This window comes from Tenacibaculum soleae, from assembly GCF_030549005.1.
In the GTDB taxonomy this organism is placed as follows: Bacteria; Bacteroidota; Bacteroidia; order Flavobacteriales; family Flavobacteriaceae; genus Polaribacter; species Polaribacter soleae.
In genome coordinates this window covers 251,828-272,827 of the sequence record NZ_JAUOSW010000004.1, presented here as the reverse complement: position 1 = coordinate 272,827, position 21,000 = coordinate 251,828, and the positions used below count along the sequence as shown (strand labels likewise).

Genomic DNA, 21,000 nt, shown 5'->3' with positions numbered 1-21,000 from the left:
TTATGACTAAAAATTTACAAATAGCCACTTTAGGTGGCGGGTGTTTTTGGTGTACCGAAGCTGTTTTTCAAAAAGTAAAAGGAGTTGAAAAAGTTGTTTCAGGTTATGCTGGAGGTACAGTTCCTGGGCACCCAACGTATCGCGAAGTATGTTCTGGATTAACTGGTCATGCAGAGGTTATTCAGATAACTTTTGACGCTGCTGTTATTTCTTATCAAGAAATTTTAATTATTTTTATGACAACTCATGACCCTACAACTTTAAATCAACAAGGTGCTGATCATGGAACAGCATATCGTTCTGTAATTTTTTATCATTCTGATATACAAAAAAAAATAGCACAGCATGTTTTAAAAGAAATTACACCTTACTATGAAGATGCAATAGTAACCGAAGTAACCAAATACGTTATTTTTTATAAAGCAACAGAAGAACACCAAAATTATTATCGAGAAAATACGCAACAAGGATATTGTAGTTTTGTAATTGAACCAAAACTAGCCAAATTGCGAAAATTACATACCGACAAATTAAAATAGCACTATTTTTAAAAAGACTATGAAACTTAACATTCAAGATACTTTTAATAAAGAATTACCTGCCGATAAAATTACAGGAAACACTCGCAGGCAAGTTTTAGATGCTTGTTTTTCGTTTGTTGAACCTACAAAAACTGCAAACCCGAAATTATTACATGTTTCTACAGAAATGTTAAACGAAATCGGACTATCAACTGAAGATGCAAATTCAGAAACGTTTTTAAAGGTTTTTACTGGAAATAAAATCATACAAAACACCCATCCTTTTGCCATGTGTTATGGTGGACATCAGTTTGGTAATTGGGCAGGACAATTGGGTGATGGTCGTGCTATAAACTTAACCGAAGTTGTTCACAACAACAAACGTTGGGCAATACAATTAAAAGGATCTGGCGAAACTCCATACTCAAGAACTGCCGATGGTTTAGCCGTTTTACGTTCATCCATCAGAGAATATTTGTGTAGCGAAGCCATGTTTCATTTAGGTGTTCCAACCACGCGCGCTTTGTCGTTAAGTTTATCAGGTGATAAAGTTTTAAGAGACATGCTTTACAACGGTAATTCGGCCTACGAAAAAGGAGCTATCGTTGCTCGTTTAGCGCCAAGTTTTATCCGTTTTGGGAATTTCGAAATTTTATCAGCAAGAAAAAATACACCTGCTCTAAAAGGATTAGCAGATTATACCATCAAATATTTTTATCCGGAAATCACATCCGAAGGAAAACAAAAATATCTCGATTTTTTATCAGAAATAAGAAATAAAACCATCGATATGATTGTGCATTGGCAACGCGTTGGCTTTGTACATGGCGTAATGAACACCGATAACATGTCTATTTTAGGATTAACGATAGATTACGGACCCTACGGTTGGCTAGAAGGCTATGATTTTGGTTGGACACCAAATACAACCGACAATCAACATAAAAGGTACCGATACGGAAACCAATCGCAGATTGGTTTATGGAATTTGTTTCAACTCGCAAACGCATTGTACCCTCTTATTGAAGAAGTAGCGCCAATACAAGCAATTTTAGACGACTATTCTGACATTTATAATGAAAAGAAACATCATATGATGAAAGCTAAAATCGGTTTATTTTCTGATGATGAAAACGACAAAGAGCTTATTGGTAGATTAGAAGAAACCTTACATTTAACAGAAACCGACATGACTATTTTCTTTAGAAATTTAGCAAATATTAGTTCGGAAGATACTTTTGAAGGTGCTTTTAAAAAAATTACAAATGCTTTTTATACTATTGATGAAGTAGAAGACGAAATAAAAACGCATTGGAAAGATTGGTTGCAACGTTATTTAAAAAGATTACAACAAGAAACTTTTTCAGATACCAAGAAAAAAGAAAAAATGGATTTAGTAAACCCTAAATATGTGCTGCGAAATTATATGGCACAATTGGCTATTGATGCTGCCAACGAAGGCGATTATTTATTAATTGAAGAATTATACCAATTGCTTAAAAAACCATATGCTGAGCAACCAAATTACCAAAAATGGTTTGCTAAACGACCTGAATGGGCTAGACATAAAGTAGGCTGCTCTGTATTGAGTTGTAGTTCATAAAAAATTGTATTTTTAAAAACAGAAACTTACATTATTAGATGACGCACGAATTTAAAGAAATTGTTCAGCAAATTATTTTAAATCAGCAAAAAGGCATACAAAATGTATTGGCAACCGTTGTTGATTTAGAAGGTTCTTCTTACAGAAAACCTGGTGTTAGAATGTTACTTTCTTCAGATAAAAAAATTACAGGAGCTGTAAGCGGTGGCTGTGTAGAAAAAGAAGTGCAACGCAGAGCGCAATCAGTTTTTAATGATGGAAAACCGAAAGTTATTACCTATGACGGTCGGTATCGCTTAGGCTGTGAAGGAGTGCTGTATATTTTATTGGAATCGGTTTATTTATCATCAGAATTTATAACTACTTTTTCTAACCATTTATCTGCTAGAAAACCTTTTATTATTACTTCTTATTACAAAAGAGAGGATGAAGTTTATGATAATTTTGGTTCGGTTATTCAATTTAATAACAATGTAACATTGCCTTTTTCTAAACCTTTTAATCCATCAGAAAAAAACAACAATTTGTTTTTTGAACAAAAACTACAACCTTTGTTTCGTTTATTAATTGTTGGTGGAGAGCATGATGCTGTTAAATTATCTAATCAAGCAACTTTATTGGGTTGGGAAGTTGATGTAATTACTTCCATTAAAGACCCAAAACAATTGGCTGACTTTCCTACTGCAAAATCAGTTATAGCTCAAACTCCAGAAGTTATTCAATTAACAAATATCAATGAAAACACCGCCGTTGTAATTATGAATCATAATTTCACCTATGATTTACGTTGGATTATTAAATTGCAAGAGCAAAACCCCGTGTATATAGGAATTTTAGGTGCAGCAAAACGACGCGAAAAACTACTAAACGAATTGTTTGACTTGGCTCCTGATGTTACTGATGATTTCTTAGAAAAAATTCACACTCCTGCTGGATTAAATATTGGTGCAGAAACTCCCGAAGAAATTGCACTTTCTATTCTTGCCGAAATACTGTCGGTAGTTCGTAAAAAAGAAGTGTTTTCTTTAAAAAAAATAACAGGTAAAATTCATACCTAAAAAGATGAAAAAAACAGCAATTTTAATTCTCGCTGCAGGAAAATCATCCCGAATGGGAAGCACAAAACAACTGCTTTCTTACAAAAAAACTACGTTATTGGGTTGGGCTATTGAACAAGCAAAACAATCAAAAGCAAATGCTGTTTTTTGTGTGCTAGGAGCTAATTCAGAAATTATTGAAAAATCAATTGAAAATTATTTAGTTGAAACTATTTATAATGTAGATTACAACAACGGACTAAGCACTAGTATTATTGCTGGAATTAATCACTTAAAAGATAAAAATTTCGATTCTGTTTTAATAATGTTAGCAGATCAACCCAATGTAACTACTGACTATTTAAACCAATTGATAATTACATCCGAAGAGAATAACAGTAAAATTGTTGTTTCTAATTATGGAAATAAAATGGGGGTTCCTGTCCTATTCCCAAGGCAATATTTTAATAAATTAATAAATTTAAAAGGAGATAATGGGGCAAAGGATTTTTTAAAAATGCATTTATCAGAAATCATAAAAATGTCCACTTTTAATTTAATTGATATTGACACGAGAGAAGATTATAAAAACCTTGTTAAGTAATTATATAAGCCCTATTAAAGAACATCCTTTTAAGGAATATAAATTACTTTTGCATTCAAATTAATTTGTTTTATGAATTTTAGAGTTTTTATTTATTTTATTGCTGTTATAATTTTAACAGGTTGTGCTTCTTACCAAGCAAAATACATTGATGAAAATTTATCAAAAAAAATTAATACTGATAAAGAACTCGTACACTCATTTTATTTAATTGGTGATGCTGGTAATGCCGAAGAAGGAAAAACGACTCCGTCGTTAGTCTATTTTGAAAAAGAATTACAACAAGCATCTAAAAATTCGACTGCCTTATTTTTAGGTGATAATGTATACCCTTATGGTATTCCTCCTGAAAAAAATGAGGCTTATACTTTAGCCAAACATCGAATACAAACACAAATTAATGCTGTTAAAGATCAAAAAGGGAGAAGTATTTTTATTCCAGGAAATCACGATTGGTACAATGGTGTTGATGGATTAAAGCGACAGGAAAAATTAGTTGAAAAAGCGTTAGGTAAAGGTTCATTTTTACCAGAAAATGGTTGCGGATTAAAAAAAGTTGATATCTCAGATGATATTACTTTAATCATTATTGATAGCCGTTGGTTTATTATGAACTGGGATAAAGAACCTAAAATTAATGATAATTGCACCATTAAAACTCGCGAACGTTTTATTGATGAAGTATCTAGTTTATTTAAAAAAAATAGGTATAAAAATGTAGTGGTAGCAATGCACCATCCTTTATACAGTAATGGCCCTCATGGAGGGAGTTTTTCTGTAAAAGATCACTTAAGCCCAGTTCCAGTATTAGGAACCCTTAAAAATGTAATTCGGTCGCATGTAGGTATTCAAACCGATAATTTCAATGAAAACTACAATAATTTTATAACCCAAATACAAAGTATTTCTGCTGATTTCAACCAAAATGTTGTTTTTGTTTCTGGGCATGAACATAATTTACAGTACATTGAAAAACATGGTTTTAAACAAGTAATCAGCGGATCTGGATCCAAACAATCTGCCGCCTTAGTTGGACACGGAGCTCAGTTTACGTATGGTAATCATGGGTACGCTAAATTAAATTATTATAAAGATGGTTCTGCTATAATTGAATATTATGCAGCCAATACAACTGATCAAAATAAGTTATTATTTAGCAAACAAATAGTACAACCAAAAAAACAAGAAAATCACATTCATTTTCCTGAATTTGACAAACACCAAAAATTTATAGAAACATCTATTTATAATCCAAAAACAACTAAAGTTAGTGGTTTTCATAAATTTATTTGGGGAGATTTACATCGTAAAAAATACGGCACTAAAATTAAAGTTCCTGTTCTTAACCTCGACAGTGTTTTTGGAGGTATAAAACCTATTAGACGAGGAGGTGGTAATCAAACAAACTCGTTACGATTACAAAATACCAATGGTAAACAATACGTTTTACGATCTATGGTAAAAGACGGTAGTCGTATTATGGGTGGTGTTTTAAAAGGTACTTTTGTGGTTGATGTTTTACATGATATTTTTACCATGTCGCACCCTTTTGGTGCATTTGTAATTCCTGATATGGCAAGTGCTGTAAATATTTATCACACAAACCCTAAATTGTATTACATGCCTAAACAACCTGCTTTAGGAACTTATAATGATATTTTTGGTGGCGAATTATATTTGCTAGAAGAACGCCCTGCTAAAGACGGAAGTGACCTCGATAATTTTGGTAACTCTAAAGATATTATTAGCACTTTTGATGTGTTAGAAAAAATTAGAAAAAACGGTAAACATAGTGTAGACCAAGAATGGGCTGTTCGTTCTAGACTGTTTGATATGGTGATTGGTGATTGGGATAGGCATGAAGATCAATGGCGTTGGGCTTCATTTAAAACCGATGAAGGTAAAACATTTTATCGCCCAATACCAAGAGATAGAGACCAACCATTTTCTAAATTTGATGGTATTATGATTCCTATTTTTAAACAATTTGCACCCTTAGTAAAAAATATGCAAACGTTTGATCATGACATCAAAAACATGAAATGGTACAACAATTATCCTCGGTTTTTTGACGCTGAATTTTTAAACGAACTGACAATAGAAGACTGGTACAAACAAGCCGATTATATTCAAAAACATCTAACAGATGCTGTAATCGAAAAAGCGATTAAACAACTACCCGAAGCTGTTTACAAATTAGATGGTGAAGAAACTATTGCTAAACTAAAATCACGTAGAAACAAGCTAAAAGAAATTGCTAAACGTTACTACAACAAATATGCTAACATAGTATACATTATCGGTACAGATAAAGACGATGTTTTTACCATAAAACGTATTAACGACAACGAAACAAATGTTACAGTTTTAAGAGGTAAAAATGAAATTTACAATCGCACTTTAAAAACCAAAGAAACCAAAGAAATTCAAATCTATGGATTAAATGGTGATGATGAATTTTTAATTTCTGGTGATGTTAATGACGGAATTTTAATTCGATTAATAGGCGGTCAAAATCATGATGTATATACCGATAAATCAACTGTTGCTGGCTGGAGTAAAAAAACAAAAATTTACGACTTTAAAGCCAAGAAAAACACCATAAATAAAAGTAGTGAAACGGCTGATTTACGCTCAAACAGTTATTTTAAAAACACCTATAACCACAGAGACATTAACAACAATACTACCGTTGTTACTCCTAGTTTAGGGAGCAATCCTGATGATGGTTTTTTCTTCGGAGCCTCTGTTAATTTTACCAACTACGGGTTTAAAAAACTTCCTTTTGCAAATCAACAAATAATTACTGCAAATTACTATTCTGCCACCAATGGTTATGATTTAGAATATAAAGGTGAATTTACCGAGTTTATTGGTAATTGGAACTTAGAATTACGTGCAAAAGTAACCAGTAACAATTATTCCTTTAATTTCTTCGGATGGGGGAATGAATCTGTTTACAATCAAACTTATGATTTAGATCATTATCGAGTAAAAAAAGAAGAAATTAGCTTTTCTCCTTCACTATTAAAACGATTGCGAGGAGGAAGTAAATTTAGACTTACAGGAATTTTTGAAGCTATTGAGATTGAAGATATTCCTACAAGAAACATTACTAATTTTAATGCACAACCAACATCAATATTCGATACCAATTATTTTTGGGGAGGAGAATTAAATTTTAACCATAATAGGGTTGACAACGCTAGTTTTCCTACCAAAGGAATGAATTTTGATCTTACTTTGGGGGCCAAAGCAAATTTTGATGATTTTAATAGACGTTTTGGGTATTTTAAAACTTCAATGGCTATCTATCAAAACTTAGTTCCTAACCGATCGATGGTTTATGCTTCAGAAGTTGGCACACATTTAAATATTGGAAATCGTTTTGAAATTTATCAAGCTGCCACTTTAGGTGGTGATCGTAATTTAAGAGGATTTAATAGAGATCGCTTTACAGGGACACAAAGTTTTTACCATAGTAACGATATTCGTTTACGCTTTGGACGTATAAAAAACAATATTATCCCTTTAAAATTTGGAATTACGGGTGGATTTGATTATGGTAAAATATGGTCACCTTATTCACCTGATTCTAAAAAATGGCATACTAGTTATGGTGGTTCTCTTTGGATTAGTGGAATTGACTTATTTACTGCAAATGTTTCTTATTTTAGAGGTGATTCATTAGAAGACAGAGTTGCTTTTAGCATCGGATTTAATTTTTAAATATTTTTTTCAATAAATAATAAATTATGATGAAAATCAAATCTAAAAACTATTATAAAACACAATTAAATTAATCATATATATTAAATGACACAACAAATTGTTTTAATTTCAGGAGCTGTTTTCGGCTTATTAGCAGTAATATTTGGTGCTTTTGGCGCGCACGCTTTAAAGAAAATTTTATCTGAAGACCAGCTAAAATCATTTGAAACTGGGGTAAAATATCAAATGTATCACGCAATTGTTTTATTATTTGTAGGAAGCTATTTTAAAGGCTCAAATCAATTAATGAACTACTCTTTTATTTTTGGCATCATTCTTTTTTCTTTTAGTATTTACGGATTGGTCTTATCTGACGCAAAAGGCAAAAAAATGAAATTCCTTGGTCCAATAACACCATTAGGAGGTTTATTATTAGTTACTGGATGGGCTACATTAGTATACCAAATAAGTCAAACTGTAAACTTTTAACAGTTTACAGTTTAACAGCAAAATAAGCCTCATGAGGATAAGGATATTTTTAATCTACATTTTGAGCATCACTAATCACTCTATCTATAAACTCTGTTTTTATATATAGTTGTTTTGCTAAATTATGTAGCACATTTACTTCTTCTGCATCTATTTGACCATCTGCATACGAGATTATAGATAAATCTCTAAGCATATTTAATTTTTGCATTACAGATAGTACAACATCTAATTCTTTTGCTAAATCAATTATCTCTGTAATAATATCATCTTCTGTTAATCCTTTAACTGTTAACATACATTCTGCAAAAATTGCAGGAGAAACAATACTACTTAAGGCTTGTATTTCAGAATCGTCTACGGTTCCATCAGCTTTAGAAATCATATACCCACCTAAAAACATAAAACGTTGTATTTTATCAGAATGCTCAGTTTCGTTTTCTAAATCTTCTGGTTCCATTAGAGATAAAATTCGTTTAATTTCTAACTCCATAGCTTCTTCTGTAATCTCTCCTTTTATAGATGGATTAAATAAACCATAGGTTTCACTTTTATTAAACAATTCTAGGGCTTTAATTCTAAGTGGACTAAACGGATGACTACTATACCAATCTGATGGGTCGTGTGTATCGTCTTTTAAAACTGCTTCTAAATCTGAAAACTGCTCTATGTATGCGTTTAGTTTAAAATCTAATGAATCTGTAGTTACTCCTGATGATAGTTTAAAAAATGTACGTCCTGCTGCTTCAAAGCTTTGACAACATAACAATCCTGCCCTATCTGCACTAATTTCGGCATTTCTATTCCATGCATATAATTTCATTGCATAGATTGGCGCTAATTCGTTTTCTCCTTCATCTAAAATGTGCTTAACTGGGTAGTTAAAATGCTCAAAAAGCACATGCCCAATTTCATGACCTACCACAAAGGCCAATTCATCCTTTTTAAAACGCTCTAAAAGACCAGAAGATAAAATAATGTATAATTTGTCTTCATCTGGCGGATAACAAGCTGCATTAAAAGTATCACTTTGATACACAAAAAATTCTATATCAGATTTCAACTTTAAAACCTCTTTACAATGCAAACCTATTTCATGTAAAACAGGTGCCAAAGTTTTTGTTAATCGTAAACTTGATTTTAATAAATGACGACGTGATTTAAAAACAGGGTTGTTATCTTTTATTTTGGTTAATATTTTTTGAATTAACTCATCTTCTTGAAAAGTTAAAACATAATCTCTATCACCATCATAAACCAACGCATTTAAATCAATATCTGCTCTAGAATTATCATAAACCTCAACGATATTTTCAGTAATATTCTTTAAGTTTAAGGCATTTATTGTTTCAATACCCTTTGTATATTGCTCTATTAATTGTTGTGCTGTATCCTGAAAAGCAGTGCTTACAGCTTGTAATTTTTCTGTATCACCATTTGCTTGTGCTTCAGCTAAATCTTCTAGCATCTTATTCTGAGCAATAGTAAGTGCTTCTTGATGCTCTTTTTCTAATTCAGTTAAACTTTTAGATTTATATTCGTTCATTTTTTTTATTTAAAATATTAGACTTACCTATTTACACGTAACCTTACTATACGTTTGTTGCTATTTTAGAATTAGATGCTTTTAATAAGCGATTTTTCAAGTCGAAAATCCCTAGAATCTGGTCGTTCCCTTTAGTAGCCAAAATATTATTACCAGACAATTCTACTTTATACCCTTTTTGATTTAAATAAGAGAACAAAGCATGTTTATGACTAAATTTCATTCTGGTGGTAACCTTTGCAAAATGTGAACAAATAAGAGCAGGTTCTGTAATTTCTTTCGCGTCTACTAACTCAGATGTTAGCAATACATAAACTTTTATTCCTTTAAAATTTAAAGGAGCATAACAACTCGATACAACGACACCATTAGCTACAAAAGAAAAATAATGCCCTGGATCATTTTCTGTTTCAATCTTTGGCATTGTTAAATCTTCAATACCATATTTTTCGCCTATTTTTTTTAAAGCTAAAGAAGCCTCTAAAAATTGCTCTGGAATTCCACTTTGCTTATTTGCCCATGCCCAAAGCCATGATTGTTCTTTTTCAGAATATGTTCCTAACACCTGCATTCTAAAAACATGCTCACCATATGTTACCGTTCCTTCTAACATATCACAAGACCAACCTAAATCTTCAACAACTTCTTGAAAATGATCTTGACGTTCAAAAGTTAATGCTACCGACTGGTTATGTAATTGTGATAAATTTACTTTGGGTTGTTCATTTTTAGCCCCCTCTTTTATTTGTTCTTCTTCCCTTTTATTAACTAAATCTGTACCTGGATATTCAAATGAAATATTATTAATTTCAGATCGAAAAAAAATGTTTTCAATCCTTTCTTTGAATATTATTGGCATTGATACTTTCTCTAATCTATTACTTTCAGAAAATGCTTGTGGTCCAATAGAATCTACACTTTCTGGAATACTCAAAAATGCTAAGTTATTCCCTGTAAAAGCAGATTCTCCTATTTTTTTAAGGTTTAATGGTAATTTTACTTCTGTAATACCACTATTAGAAAAACAGTAGTTTGGTATTTCTATCATACTTTCCGAAAGAGTCAATGTCGAAATAGTATTTCTAGAAAAGGCACCGTCTCCAATTACAACAAGACTATCAGGTAAAGTAAGCGTTTGTAGTTCGTTTCCATAAAAAGCATCTTCACCAACTTCAATTAAACCTTCTGGCAAATTAATATGAGTAAGTTTATTACTATCTAATGCTTGCTTTCCTATACTTAACAATGTTTTAGGAAGTACTACTTTCTCTAAATTCATTTCTTGAAATGAATACGGAGCTAATTTTGTTACCTTCTTATTATTAATCAGTTCAGGAATTACAATTGTTGTTTGGCCATCATTGTACTTAGTAATTGTTATTGCTCCATTAACTTCTTCGAATGAAAAAGCATTTTTATTTTTACTAAAATCAACAGAGGTGCCATTTAGGTTTTCATCTGCTTCTGAAAAACGCTCTAAATTATCCTCCAATAATGTAATAATGCGTTTAGTTCTACTTTCTATCGCATCAGCATTAATAACAGGGCTATGATCTATTTTTAAAACCCCTTCTTCGAAACTAATCGCATTCTCTGGGTTACTTTCATTTTTACTGTTTTCAATAACAATTTTTCTTAATCCTTTTCTTAATAATTCTCCCCCTAGTTCGTCTATATTAATAGCTTTTAGCCCGTCTATTAATGGCTGAAAGTAAACTTTAACAAAAGTATCGTTGTATAAATGTGAAAAACGATCTTCTTGTAAAGTATTCCATGCGATAGAAATTAGTACATCAAAATTTGCTGCTTTAAAAATCTGCTCTTCAATTTTTGGGTATAACTCATTTTGAAATGCTTTAATAATTCTTTTTTCTCTTAGTCCCATAGTAATATTATGTATGTTTTCTTATAATTTTCTTAATCCTTATTCAAATATAAAGTCTAATGATTAGCTCCCTTTTATTGCTTTTATATACGCGGTAATTCATTTTATAAGCGTATCTCACAAAACTGATTCAATTTTCTCTACTAGAATATTTTCTAATTTTTCTGGTAATGCTTTTTTAGTGTCAATAGAAATCTCTAAAACATTATCTACCTTCTTTACTTTAAAATTTGCTGCTTGAACAATAGTTATACTTGTTATAGTTTTCCATATATCTAATGCCATTGAGTCATTACACACCAATGTTACTGCTTGTAAAAGAGAGTTTACTATATCTTTACAATTCAACCGAACGTTTAACTCTTGTAATGCAACTTTATCTATACTTAGATTAATTGGTACATTTAATATTTCTTGTTGTTTATTAACCCATCTTTTTAACTCTAAACCACTTATTGTTTCATTAGAATTAATGGGTCTGCTCACACTACCGTCAGACAATGCTACAGCTATTTGTTTCGGATATTTAATACCTAATAAACAAACCTCTTGAACATTAAAAAAGAAAACTTCATTGTTTTGAGTTCTTAAACATACCGCTATTTGATATTCTTCTTTTAATACATCAACAATAAAACCCTCTAAATATGTTCCGTTTTTAAGCGTTAAAGTAATTGCTACTTCTTCTTTCTCTTTAAAAATAAGATCTATTATTGCAGCAGGTGACTTTGCCTTAAACTTATTTATATATGATGTATCCATTCTTTTTTATTTAATTATTGAGCGTAAATAAAACTTGACTAGTTTTATAATTTTAAAGAGACAGGTATTGCTCTTATTTAGAAAAAAACAAGGTGGAAGAAAGTGTTAAAATGAAATAGCCATAAAACGATTAATTAACAAACCTCTTTAATATTTTTTGAAGTTAAATAAGCTCTAGAATTTCCTTCTTTATAATAAGGCCTATGTAATTTTTTCAATTTAGGATCCCATTCAAATACTATTGAAACTGTTTTTATTTCTACCAATCTTAACGCTACTAGAAACAGGTTGAAATTTACATTCGTTGTATTAAAATTACGTTTGAACACAACAATTTCGTATTTTCCTTTATGATGTAACTCTAAATACTCCACTAAACTTTTTTTAGCAACTTTAGTTGCTATACCACATGAATAAAACGTACTGATAACTAGTAAAAATACTCCTAGGTATAGCCCTTTTAACATATCTTATTTTTTTTTTAAATCCTCCTTTTTTAAATTAAAAAAGGAGGATTTATTTTTATAAATTATTTTCTAATAAGCTAGTAAGTACCTTAGTTCTTGAACTTACATCATCCGCATTTAAAATCGGACTATGGTTTATTTGTAAAACTCCTTCTGAAAAAGTATATGCGTTTGTTGGGTTGTGATGATTGTCATTATTAACAATTACTACTTTTTTTAAGCTTTCTTTCAAAGCTTCTTTACCCATATCATCTGCCGTTATAGCTGAAAAGCTTTCAATTAATGGCTGAAAGTAAATTTTAGGATAGCTATCGCTATATAAATGTAAAAAACGATCTTCAAATAAAGTTTCCCACGCTGTTTCTAAAGTTATATCAAAACCAGCTGCTACATTAATTTGCTCTTTTAAAGCTGGGTATTGCTCTTCTTGAAACGTTTTTGTAAATCTCTTTTCTTTAAGTCCCATTTTAATTGTTTTAAGGTTATTTTTTATTTATACCTCAAAACTATATCGAAAAAATAGCTTTTAAAAAACGGTTTTATAATCGTTACTTCTTGTTTTGTATTTGCTGAAATTGACTTAGAAACTGCTTTAAATAACTCTTTTTTCTAGATGCCAATGGTATCTTCTCTCCTCCTGTTAACACAACTGTATTTGTTGTTACCGAAGCTATGTATTTTATATTTATTAAATGAGATTGATGTATTCTAACAAAAGTATGTTCGCTTAAAATATTTTCGTAATATTTTAAATTTCTTGCACTCATTATTTTTTTTCTTTTAGTGTGAAAGGTAGTATAGCTCCCATCTGATTGACAGCGTATAATTTCATCTACTTGCAAAAAATGTTGTTCATCCGTTGTTTTTATTAGCAGTGTTTTTTGCGCTTCTTTTTTATCTAATTCAACAACCTTGTCTACAATCTTTAAATAATGTTGTTCTTTTTCATAACCAACTCTAAAACGTTCTATGCATTTACTTAACTCATCTGAATCTATTGGTTTTAATAAATAATCAACAGTATCAAACTTTATAGCTTTTATAGCAAACTCATCAAAAGCAGTTGTAAATATTATTTTAAAATTAATAGTTTCTAGGGCTTCTAATATTTGAAAAGCAGAACCTCCTATTAATTCTATATCCATAAAAACCAAATCTGGTGTATTGTTTTTTAAGAATACAATAGCATCATTTACATTATCTATTGTTGCTATAACTTCAATATCTTTTTGGGTATATTGAATTAGTTTGGTTAACGTGTTTAAGGCATTAAACTCATCTTCTATTAATACTGTCTTTATCATTTATACGGTAAGTTTAAAAAACACTTTTGTTCCTATTGATTTTTTTTCATCATTATATAAATCTTCAATCTTAAAAGACTTTTCCTCTCCTTTGCCTCTTGTTTTTAATCGTTCTATAAAAACAGCTGTTGCATGCAATTTTTCTGATACTTTAACATCTTTTTGTTTTATAGTTCTTCCAACTCCATTATCCAGAATTTCAAAATATAAACCCTCTTTTTCTTTATCAATTTTTAAAGCTAAAACACCGTCTGTTTTTTTGCCTTTAAGACCATACTCAATCGCATTTTCTACAAAAGGTTGCAAAAGCATTGGAGGCATTTTAAGTTCTTTCATATTACAATTCTCTGATATATCTATTGTATACTTAAATGCATTATTAAAACGTAGTTGTTGTGTTTCAATATAATTAGAAATCATTTTTATTTCTTCTTCTAATGATATTTCTTCTTTTCTGACATAATCGAAATTCTGACGAATTAATTTAGAGAATTTAGCTATATAATTCGAAGATTTTAAAAAATCCCCTTCTAAAATGATGTTTTGAATTGCTGCCAGAGTATTAAATATAAAGTGAGGGTTCATTTGTACTCTTAACAAACGTTGCTCTAATTTCGATGCTTTATTTAAAGCTCTTAGTTTATTATTGTAATTAAAAAAAACAGCTATAATAAGTAGTAATACTAACGAAACAATAACACTTACACCTAAAAGCATGTTTTGCTTACTTGTTTCTTTTTGATGTTTTAAAGCGATCTCCTTTTCTTTTACTTTATAATTTACATTCGCAAAATGAAGTAGTTTTTCTTTCTCACTTTTATTCAATTGAATTTTAACACTATCACGTATCGTTTGATGAAATAAAGCTTCTTCAAAGTTTTTTTCTAAAAGAGCAACAGCAATTAATTTATCTCTAATATCTGTTTCTTCTTCTATGTTACCTTTATCTTTATAAATATTTAACGCCTTCTTATAATTTACTTTAGCAGAATCTAACCTATTCGTTACTAAAAACAAAGCTCCTAAACCTTTATAAGGTGCTGCATTTATAGCTTTAATATTTTTATTTAAAGTAATAGCTCCTCTTAAAAATTTTTCTGATTGTTTAAACTCCCTCGCTTCTAAATAAGTAAATCCTATATTATTTAAAACCCGTACAATAGTTTTAGGATCCTTAATTTTCTCACTTAATTTTAAAGCTTCTGAAAATTTTTGCAATGCTTTATTATATTCTTTTAACTGTAAGTGTATCGTTGCTATGTTTCCTTTTACAGCAATAATAGATGTAATGTCTTCAGAATTTAAAAATAGTTTTTCTGATTGATTTATATATGCTAATGCTTTTTTGTAGTCTTTTAGTCTAAAATGTAATTGAAATAATTGATTGTTTGCTTTTGCCTGTAGTCTATTATTATTTATAAGTTCACCAATATGCAAAGCCTCGATAGCGTATTCTTGTGCTTTTTCAAATTCTCTTAATTTAATACATGTGTTACTTAACGTTATTAAACTTCTTCCTTTATTATAGTTATCGTTAAATTTAGAAAATAGCGTGTATGTTTTTAAATGAATATTTTTCGCTTCTATAAACTCATCATTCAAATAATATATTTCTCCTTTTTCAAATAAAAGTAGCGCTTCTTCCGCAGTATTTAAGTCAGTAACATTTAATAGCAAACTATCAATTTTTTTTATTGCTTTTTCAGGTTGCTTTTGAGAGTCTTCTTGTAATGTTAACAATTGCTTTTCTAATACTGGTCTAATACTATTAGGCTTAGAACATCTTATTGCAAACACACAAAAAACAAACACAAAAACAACTTGTAAAAAACGCTTAAAAGTGGAATACATAAAAGGTTATTCTATTTTTTTATAACAGCTAAAATAACCATAATAATGGCAGATTTTAAAAAACACCACTTACTTTTATTCAAATATAAAATAGGCAATAGCACTTATAAAATCATTCTCTTAGCAAGAGAAAAACGCTATAATTTTACACTATAAAGTAAAAGAAATAACACTTTATTAGCTTTTGAAACACAAAAAAAACATATCTTATTAACAATGGATAAAGAACACTTAATAAAACAGCAAGAAAAACGTTACAACAACTTAAATTTCGCAGTAGCTATAAAGAAAGATAACAACGGCATCATTCAAAATTTTATTGATAGCGAAAAAGAAGCTCGTTTACATGATTTTCAGGGACAATTTTACCCTTCGTTTCATTATGAAATTAACAGAGTAATGAAAACGAAGATGACAAAAATATCGCAAAAAAATATTTACCTCGCCTATTATTACAGAATAAAATTAGGTGTTTGGGATGTACCTAGCAAACTAAATTTCCCTTTATTTTTGGCTGCTGTAGAAAAAAACATATTAGACAATGACATGGATAAAACCTATGTTAGCGCTTCTAAAATGTATTTACTTTGCGACTTTAAAAATAATAGTGATTTACCTAAAATAGCAACTCTTTCTTATGAGGATTATATAGCATCAATTAAATTCTTAAATTTAAGTAATAGTTATTCTTGCTACCCGAATCTACGTAAAAAAAGAATTCGTTTTACTCCTTTTTTATCAAACAAACTGCTTTTAACTCGTATTAAAAATGGTTTAGATTTTTATTTAGATAGTAATTTTGAAACTGCGGCTTCACTTGTTCTTTTGTTATTAGACGCTGATGAAACTTCTAAAAAAGCATTACTAAATTTACATAAAAAAGAACTAAAAAACACACAAGTTTGGTTATTAGGGAGTTTTTATAAAGATTTTCAATCTGAGGAGATAAATAAACCCGTTTTAATTGATTTGTATAACAAGTTTCCGAAAGAGTGGATAGATGAGTATCAAAAAACGAATTACGATTAATTTAAAGAAAACTCGTATAATTTTCCGCCTAACGATTTTGTTTTTTCATCGGCAATATAAAGTGTTGTATCGTCTATAAAACTGATACTTTCTTTCTGAGAAACATGCCCTAAAGGAAATTCTTTTACATCACCAGATAAAAAATCATCATCAACAAAATTGGAAAATATAAATACAGATTGATGATTTAACAAAGCTACTTTTTTTCCGTTAGGAGAAATTGATGCTCCTGTTATCGAACATTTTAAATCAGTGCAATTTTCGAAAGTTGAAATGCGTTTTGCTTCATAACTTCCTTTTTCTGCAGGAATTTTATACAAAATCGTTTTACCGTATTTACCTTTAACCCTACTCTTTGTAAAAATATATAAAAAACCGCTTTTATACACCAAGCTTTCGGCATCAAAAAAACGATCTTTCTTTTTCGGCGGAAATTTAATTTGATTCGGATATGAAAACTTAATTTTTTCAACCTCAACTTTATCTTTTATTAATAAATCTTGGTGCTTAATTTTAAGTATTCTTAAATTTTTTCGCTTATTATTATTGTTTCCAAAATCGGCTATATATAAGTTTCCTTCTTCATCTGATGTAATATCTTCCCAATCATTATTTTTAGCTTTTACAATAATCTCTCTAATTATTTTACCTTGGTTATCTACTCCATAAATAATTGGCTTATTACCACTATCATTCAACATCCAAAGCAAATCAGCGTTTTTTACTTTTTCAATTCCAGAAACTTCATGTAAAGAATTTGGCAAATTGGCTAGCACTTTTAATTGCCCAAAATTTTGACAACTAACAAAGCATAATAAAGAAAGATAAATGAGACTTTTTTTTACCATCTATATTTAATTTTACCAACTACCACCGGCACCACCACCGCTAAATCCGCCGCCGCCAAATCCACCACCGAATCCGCCGCCAAATCCTCCAGACGAGCCACCGAAACCACCACCGCTTCCAAATCCGCCACGACCTGAATTGCTTAAAATTATGGTTTCTAAAATATCTCTTGATGTTGAACGCTTGTAATTTCGTTTTCCTCCTCCTCTATTTCCTTTGTTTCCTCTGGAAATAACGATAAAAAAGATGATGACAATAATTATAAAAAAGATAAAACTTGGGTCAAAACCTTTCGTCTTTTTTTTACGTTCACCTTTATACTCACCATTTAAAACTTTAAAAATAGCATTCGAACCTGCGTCTAATCCAGCGTAGAAATCACCTCTTTTAAATTGCGGAATAATATAATTTCTGGTGATTTCACCTACAATTCCAGCTGTTAATTTATGTTCTACTCCGTATCCAGGAGAAATCCATATTTTTCGATCGTTCTTTGCTAAAAGTATAAAAACACCGTTATCTTCCTTTGCCTGACCAATTCCCCATTTATGTGCCCATCTGGGAGTTAAAATTCCGATACTTTCTCCGTTGGTTGTATCGATAATTCCTACCACAATTTGCGTAGAAGTAGTATCAGAATATTTAATTAATTTATTTTCTAAACTTGCTTTTTGGGTATCAGAAAGTAAACCAACGTAATCATAAACACTAGTTTGTTTTTTTGGTTTTTCAGGAATTTTATATCCTTGAGAAAATGTTGTTTGAATAAATAATAATCCAATTACAAAAAATAAAATGTGTGCTGATTTTTTCAAGATTATTTATCCTTTAGATATTTCGTTAGACAATTCATCTACATCATTAGTTTGCCAAGGAAAATGAGTTTTTAATTCTTCTCCTGCTTTTAAAATTCCTCCAACAATACCTTTTTTAAAAGCGCCTTTTTTAAAATGATTTTGCATTACATCTTTTGTAGTATCCCAAAAATTAGTTGGTACAACTTTATTAATACCTTCATCTCCGTAAATTACAAACTGATGATCTTCAACAGCAACATATATTAAAACAGCGTTCTTTTGTTTGGTTTCAAACATTTTTAGAGAATGAAATACCTCTAAAGTACGATTAAAAGCATCCTCATTATTTGAGGATGCTTCTATATGTACTCGTATTTCGCCAGAAGTATTTAACTCAGCTGTTCTAATAGCTGCAACAATTTCTTGCTCTTCTTTTTGGGTAAGAAAATCTTCTACTTTAGACATTGTTATTTTTTAGTACCAAAATCAAAGTTAACATCTGGTGCTTTTTCGGCTCCTGCTTCTGCTTCAAAATAAGGTTTTCCTTCAAAACCAAACCATCCTGCTAAGATTGAGTTCGGAAATACTTTTACGTGATTATTATAAGGTTTTATAGCCTCGTTATAACGAGTTCTAACTGTAAGAATCTGATTTTCTGTACTTGCTAATTCGTCTTGTAATTTTAAGAAATTCTGATTCGTTTTTAAATCAGGATAACGCTCTACTGTTACCAGTAAACTTTTTAAAGCACCACTTAAACCTCCTTGAACTTTATTAAATTCGGCTAATTGTTGTGGTGTTATTTTTGAAGGGTCAATATTCATTGAGGTTGCTTTGGCTCTTGCATTAATAACTTCAGTAAGTGTTGATTTTTCAAAATCAGCAGCTCCTTGTACGGTTTTTACTAAGTTACCTATTAAATCACTTCTTCGTTGGTAAGCTGTTTCTACATTACCCCAAGCTTCTGCAATATTTTCATTTAATCTTACTGCTGTATTATTAAATCCAACTACCCATTTAAAGATTGCAAATACAATGATTCCAACAATAACTAAAGGCACTAACCATTTTTTCATAATTTCTGTTTTTTTATAATTGATTTTTGATTTTTTGTAATTCGGCTTTTACTTTTTCTAATCTACTAATAACTTCATGTTTATTAATAACATCTTCAGGATTTCTTTTTAATTTTTGTTTTGCCCCTTCTAAAGTAAACCCTCTTTCTTTTACTAAGTTAAAAATTAATTTAAAATTATCAACATCTTCTTTAGTAAATAAACGATTTCCTTTGGCATTTTTTTTTGGTTTAATTACCTCAAACTCTTGTTCCCAAAAACGAATTAAAGATACATTTACGCCAAATGCTTTAGATACTTCACCTATTTTATAATATCTCTTTTCAGGTAATTCTACATACATCTTAACAAATTCAAATTAATCGTATGATTGTCCTTTTTGTTGTGACGCTTTTTGCATCGCTATAAACTCTTCTGGAGTTAAATCGCCGTAATAATAATAAATAGGATTTACAGGCCTTCCGTTTTTATGCACTTCATAATGTAAATGCGCAGCTGCTGAACGTCCAGTATTACCTACGTAACCAATAATATCACCACGTTTAACTTTTTGCCCTTTTGTTACTGCCATTTTACTCATGTGTGCGTAAATAGTTTGATACCCGTAACCATGCTCTATGTATACTACTTTTCCAAAAGTTGCGCTTCGATGTGCTTTTTTTATGACGCCATTTCCTGAAGCAAAAATCGGAGTTCCTTTTGGTGCGGTAAAATCCATTCCGTTATGCATTTTCCACGATTTTAAAATCGGATGTAATCGCATACCATAACCAGAAGCCATTCTTTTTAAATCTTCATTTTTAACAGGCTGAATTGCAGGTATTGAAGCCAACATTTTTTCCTTTTCTTTTGCTAAAGAAACAATTTCATCTAATGATTTTGATTGCACCACCATTTGTTTTGATAAAATTTCAATATCTCTGGTTACCTTAGTAATCATTGCGCTATTCTTAAATCCCTCTAAATGCTTATACCTATTTACTCCTCCAAAACCTGCTTTACGTTGCTCGTCAGGTATTGGGCTTGCCTCAAAATAAGTTCTATATATATTGTCGTCTCTTTCTTGTAATTCAGCTAACCTTTCAGATAACACGCCTAATTCTTTAGACATTAACTCTGTATGCAACTTAAAGTTTTCTAATTCTCTTTTTTGCGCTCGCTCATTCGGCGACATTAAAAATTGGCTAAACCCAATAAATCCAAAAAAGGCTATTAACAAAGTTCCAGCAATTCCTAAGAAAGACTTTTTAAATGTTTCGCTTTTTTTTGACTCTATTTTTCGATACGACAACGTCTCGGGATCGTAATAATATTTTACTTTCGCCATAATGCTAAATGTACTATTTTTGTGCTCGTTAAACAAGCAACTTTATTTAAGGGGTTATGTTTGGAAACACACAAATTTACAAAATGTTTTAAAACTACTTTTCTTTAGTTGTTTTTTAATGATTATTTAACAAAATTTCGAG

20 protein-coding genes are annotated in these 21,000 nt (G+C 30.3%); 7 read left to right on the top strand and 13 right to left on the bottom strand.

Features of this window, described 5'->3' with window-relative positions:
* The first annotated feature begins 2 nt into the window (after nt 1-2).
* The 6 genes from msrA (at nt 3) to Q4586_RS07735 (ending at nt 7,965) form a co-directional block, all read left to right on the top strand.
* Nucleotides 3-539 (top strand): peptide-methionine (S)-S-oxide reductase MsrA, encoded by a 537-nt coding sequence (gene msrA, locus Q4586_RS07760; RefSeq protein WP_303528081.1) that lies wholly within the window; start codon nt 3-5, stop codon nt 537-539.
* A 19-nt stretch (nt 540-558) separates the two neighbouring features.
* Nucleotides 559-2,124 (top strand): protein adenylyltransferase SelO, encoded by a 1,566-nt coding sequence (locus Q4586_RS07755; RefSeq protein ID WP_303528080.1) that lies wholly within the window; start codon nt 559-561, stop codon nt 2,122-2,124.
* Between the two features lie 38 nt (nt 2,125-2,162).
* Nucleotides 2,163-3,182, top strand: a complete 1,020-nt coding sequence (locus tag Q4586_RS07750) for an XdhC family protein (protein ID WP_068702872.1) — start codon at nt 2,163-2,165, stop codon at nt 3,180-3,182.
* Between the two features lie 4 nt (nt 3,183-3,186).
* Nucleotides 3,187-3,765: a nucleotidyltransferase family protein gene (locus Q4586_RS07745; RefSeq protein WP_303528076.1), complete on the top strand. Its 579-nt coding sequence runs from the start codon at nt 3,187-3,189 to the stop codon at nt 3,763-3,765.
* A 72-nt stretch (nt 3,766-3,837) separates the two neighbouring features.
* Nucleotides 3,838-7,494, top strand: coding sequence for a metallophosphoesterase (locus Q4586_RS07740; protein WP_303528074.1), 3,657 nt, complete (start codon nt 3,838-3,840; stop codon nt 7,492-7,494).
* An 87-nt stretch (nt 7,495-7,581) separates the two neighbouring features.
* A complete protein-coding gene (locus Q4586_RS07735; protein ID WP_303528072.1) occupies nt 7,582-7,965 on the top strand; it encodes a DUF423 domain-containing protein in 384 nt (127 codons plus the stop codon).
* A gap of 49 nt (nt 7,966-8,014) precedes the next feature.
* Here the strand turns inward: Q4586_RS07735 and Q4586_RS07730 are convergent, their stop codons facing one another.
* The 7 genes from Q4586_RS07730 to Q4586_RS07700 all read right to left on the bottom strand — a co-directional run bounded on the left by Q4586_RS07730 (nt 8,015) and on the right by Q4586_RS07700 (nt 15,780).
* Nucleotides 8,015-9,511: a M48 family metallopeptidase gene (locus Q4586_RS07730; RefSeq protein ID WP_064966625.1), complete on the bottom strand. Its 1,497-nt coding sequence runs from the start codon at nt 9,509-9,511 to the stop codon at nt 8,015-8,017.
* A gap of 46 nt (nt 9,512-9,557) precedes the next feature.
* Complete coding sequence (locus tag Q4586_RS07725) at nt 9,558-11,396, bottom strand: leucine-rich repeat domain-containing protein (protein WP_303528067.1); 1,839 nt, start codon at nt 11,394-11,396, stop codon at nt 9,558-9,560.
* A 117-nt stretch (nt 11,397-11,513) separates the two neighbouring features.
* Nucleotides 11,514-12,158, bottom strand: coding sequence for a hypothetical protein (locus tag Q4586_RS07720; RefSeq protein WP_068702861.1), 645 nt, complete (start codon nt 12,156-12,158; stop codon nt 11,514-11,516).
* 134 nt (nt 12,159-12,292) lie between these two features.
* Complete coding sequence (locus Q4586_RS07715; RefSeq protein ID WP_068702860.1) at nt 12,293-12,625, bottom strand: hypothetical protein; 333 nt, start codon at nt 12,623-12,625, stop codon at nt 12,293-12,295.
* A 55-nt stretch (nt 12,626-12,680) separates the two neighbouring features.
* A complete protein-coding gene (locus Q4586_RS07710; protein ID WP_028890295.1) occupies nt 12,681-13,091 on the bottom strand; it encodes a hypothetical protein in 411 nt (136 codons plus the stop codon).
* An 82-nt stretch (nt 13,092-13,173) separates the two neighbouring features.
* Nucleotides 13,174-13,929: a LytR/AlgR family response regulator transcription factor gene (locus tag Q4586_RS07705; RefSeq protein ID WP_068702859.1), complete on the bottom strand. Its 756-nt coding sequence runs from the start codon at nt 13,927-13,929 to the stop codon at nt 13,174-13,176.
* Nucleotides 13,930-15,780 (bottom strand): tetratricopeptide repeat-containing sensor histidine kinase, encoded by a 1,851-nt coding sequence (locus Q4586_RS07700; RefSeq protein ID WP_303528057.1) that lies wholly within the window; start codon nt 15,778-15,780, stop codon nt 13,930-13,932.
* A 216-nt stretch (nt 15,781-15,996) separates the two neighbouring features.
* On the opposite strand from Q4586_RS07700, the gene Q4586_RS07695 reads away from it, so the two are divergent.
* On the top strand, nt 15,997-16,809 hold the full coding sequence (locus Q4586_RS07695) for a hypothetical protein (protein ID WP_303528055.1): 813 nt from the start codon (nt 15,997-15,999) through the stop codon (nt 16,807-16,809).
* Here the strand turns inward: Q4586_RS07695 and Q4586_RS07690 are convergent.
* The 6 genes from Q4586_RS07690 to Q4586_RS07665 form a co-directional block, all read right to left on the bottom strand.
* Entirely contained in the window at nt 16,806-17,573 is a 768-nt protein-coding gene (locus Q4586_RS07690; RefSeq protein ID WP_303528052.1) for a hypothetical protein, read from the bottom strand. The genes Q4586_RS07695 and Q4586_RS07690 overlap by 4 nt on opposite strands.
* Before the next feature lie 96 nt (nt 17,574-17,669).
* A complete protein-coding gene (locus Q4586_RS07685; protein ID WP_068702849.1) occupies nt 17,670-18,473 on the bottom strand; it encodes a TPM domain-containing protein in 804 nt (267 codons plus the stop codon).
* 6 nt (nt 18,474-18,479) lie between these two features.
* A complete protein-coding gene (locus Q4586_RS07680; RefSeq protein WP_068702847.1) occupies nt 18,480-18,920 on the bottom strand; it encodes a TPM domain-containing protein in 441 nt (146 codons plus the stop codon).
* A 2-nt stretch (nt 18,921-18,922) separates the two neighbouring features.
* Complete coding sequence (locus Q4586_RS07675) at nt 18,923-19,531, bottom strand: LemA family protein (RefSeq protein WP_068702845.1); 609 nt, start codon at nt 19,529-19,531, stop codon at nt 18,923-18,925.
* A 13-nt stretch (nt 19,532-19,544) separates the two neighbouring features.
* Nucleotides 19,545-19,874, bottom strand: coding sequence for a MerR family transcriptional regulator (locus tag Q4586_RS07670; RefSeq protein WP_068702843.1), 330 nt, complete (start codon nt 19,872-19,874; stop codon nt 19,545-19,547).
* Nucleotides 19,875-19,889: 15 nt separating this feature from the next.
* A complete protein-coding gene (locus Q4586_RS07665; RefSeq protein WP_068702841.1) occupies nt 19,890-20,858 on the bottom strand; it encodes a M23 family metallopeptidase in 969 nt (322 codons plus the stop codon).
* Nucleotides 20,859-21,000 lie beyond the last annotated feature (142 nt).